Source organism: Silvimonas sp., from assembly GCF_031291215.1.
Classification (GTDB): domain Bacteria; phylum Pseudomonadota; class Gammaproteobacteria; order Burkholderiales; family Chitinibacteraceae; genus Silvimonas; species Silvimonas soli.
This window is the reverse complement of the sequence record NZ_JARLJK010000101.1, coordinates 1-1,323: the sequence shown is the minus strand read 5'-3', so window position 1 is coordinate 1,323 and position 1,323 is coordinate 1. Positions and strand designations below refer to the sequence as shown.

Below are 1,323 nucleotides of genomic sequence, written 5' to 3'. Positions count from 1 at the left end.
GCAGGGCAAACGCATGTACAAATCATGAATCTAAAGATTGTTATCGGCGTTTTTTGTTGAAATTCAGTATGACACAGAAAATTGTTTATGAAGCATTGTACTCTCATGGAAATTGTGGCAAAACATTCTGTGGAGGCTACATGCCATGGGATCCAAAGCCAAGAGTCTTGCCGACCACCTCGCGACCGTGCCGGATCCCCGCAAGATCAGGGGCCAGCGGCACGTGCTGCTCGACATCATCATCATCGCCATCCTTGGCACGCTCAGCAGCGTAGACGACTGGGAAGGCATCGAGGAATTTGCCAAGGATCAGGAGGCATGGTTGCGCACCTTTCTTGAGCTACCCCATGGGATTCCTTCACACGACACCTTCAATCGGGTGTTCCGGCTTTTGGATCCGGCCCCCTTCACCGAGGCCTTCCTCGGCTGGGTGAAAGGTGTCCGGGGCAAGGTCCCGGGAGATGTGGTGGCCATCGATGGCAAGACACTTCGAAGTTCGATTGCCGAGGGGAAACCGGCCCTTCATGTGGTCAGTGCCTGGTCCACCGCCAACCACCTGGTTCTCGGTCAGCGGTCGGTTGACGTGAAGAGCAACGAGATCACGGCCATCCCCGAACTTCTCAAGGTGCTGGAACTGAAGGGCTGCATTGTCACTATCGATGCCATGGGGTGCCAGAAGGACATCGCCCGGGGCATCGTGGCACGGAAGGCGGACTACGTCCTGGCCGTCAAAGGCAACCAAGACAGCCTGCACAAGGCCGTGCTGGCCGCCTTCGCCCAGCTCGATGCTGACCCAGCCACCTTTCCCCACTTCACCACCGAAGCCATGGAAGAGGGGCACGGGAGGAAGGAATGCCGCCGCACGACCACCCTTGATGCAACGAAGCACCTCCCAGCCGAGATCCTCTTCCTCTGGCCCAAGCTTGAAACCCTGGCCCGAATTCAATCCAAAACCCAGCGTGCAGGGAAGACCGTCCAGGAAGAACGCTTCTACATCAGCACCCTGCTGATGGACAAAGTCGAAACCATCGCCAACAGCGTCCGGTTCCATTGGGGCATCGAGAACGAACTGCACTGGGTCCTGGACGTGGCCTTCAGGGAAGACGGCCTTCGTACCCGGATGGGGAACGGCCCCGAAACCGGTGCCATCCTGCGCCACATCACGCTGAACATGCTCCGCCAGGACCCGAACACGAAACGGAGCATCCGGCACCGCAGGCTCAAAGCGGCCCTTTCGCAGGAATACCGTTTGGCGGCCTTGCTTGGTTTTCCTGGGGAAACGCCCAATGCTTGATCCTACAAATCAATCATGCGTTTGCCCTG

Annotated in this window: 1 protein-coding gene; it reads left to right on the top strand. The window is 57.7% G+C overall.

Translation table 11 applies throughout. From position 1 onward, the window contains the following. The first annotated feature begins 145 nt into the window (after nucleotides 1-145). Complete coding sequence (locus P4L78_RS10675) at nucleotides 146-1,294, top strand: ISAs1 family transposase (RefSeq protein WP_309328051.1); 1,149 nt, start codon at nucleotides 146-148, stop codon at nucleotides 1,292-1,294. Nucleotides 1,295-1,323 lie beyond the last annotated feature (29 nt).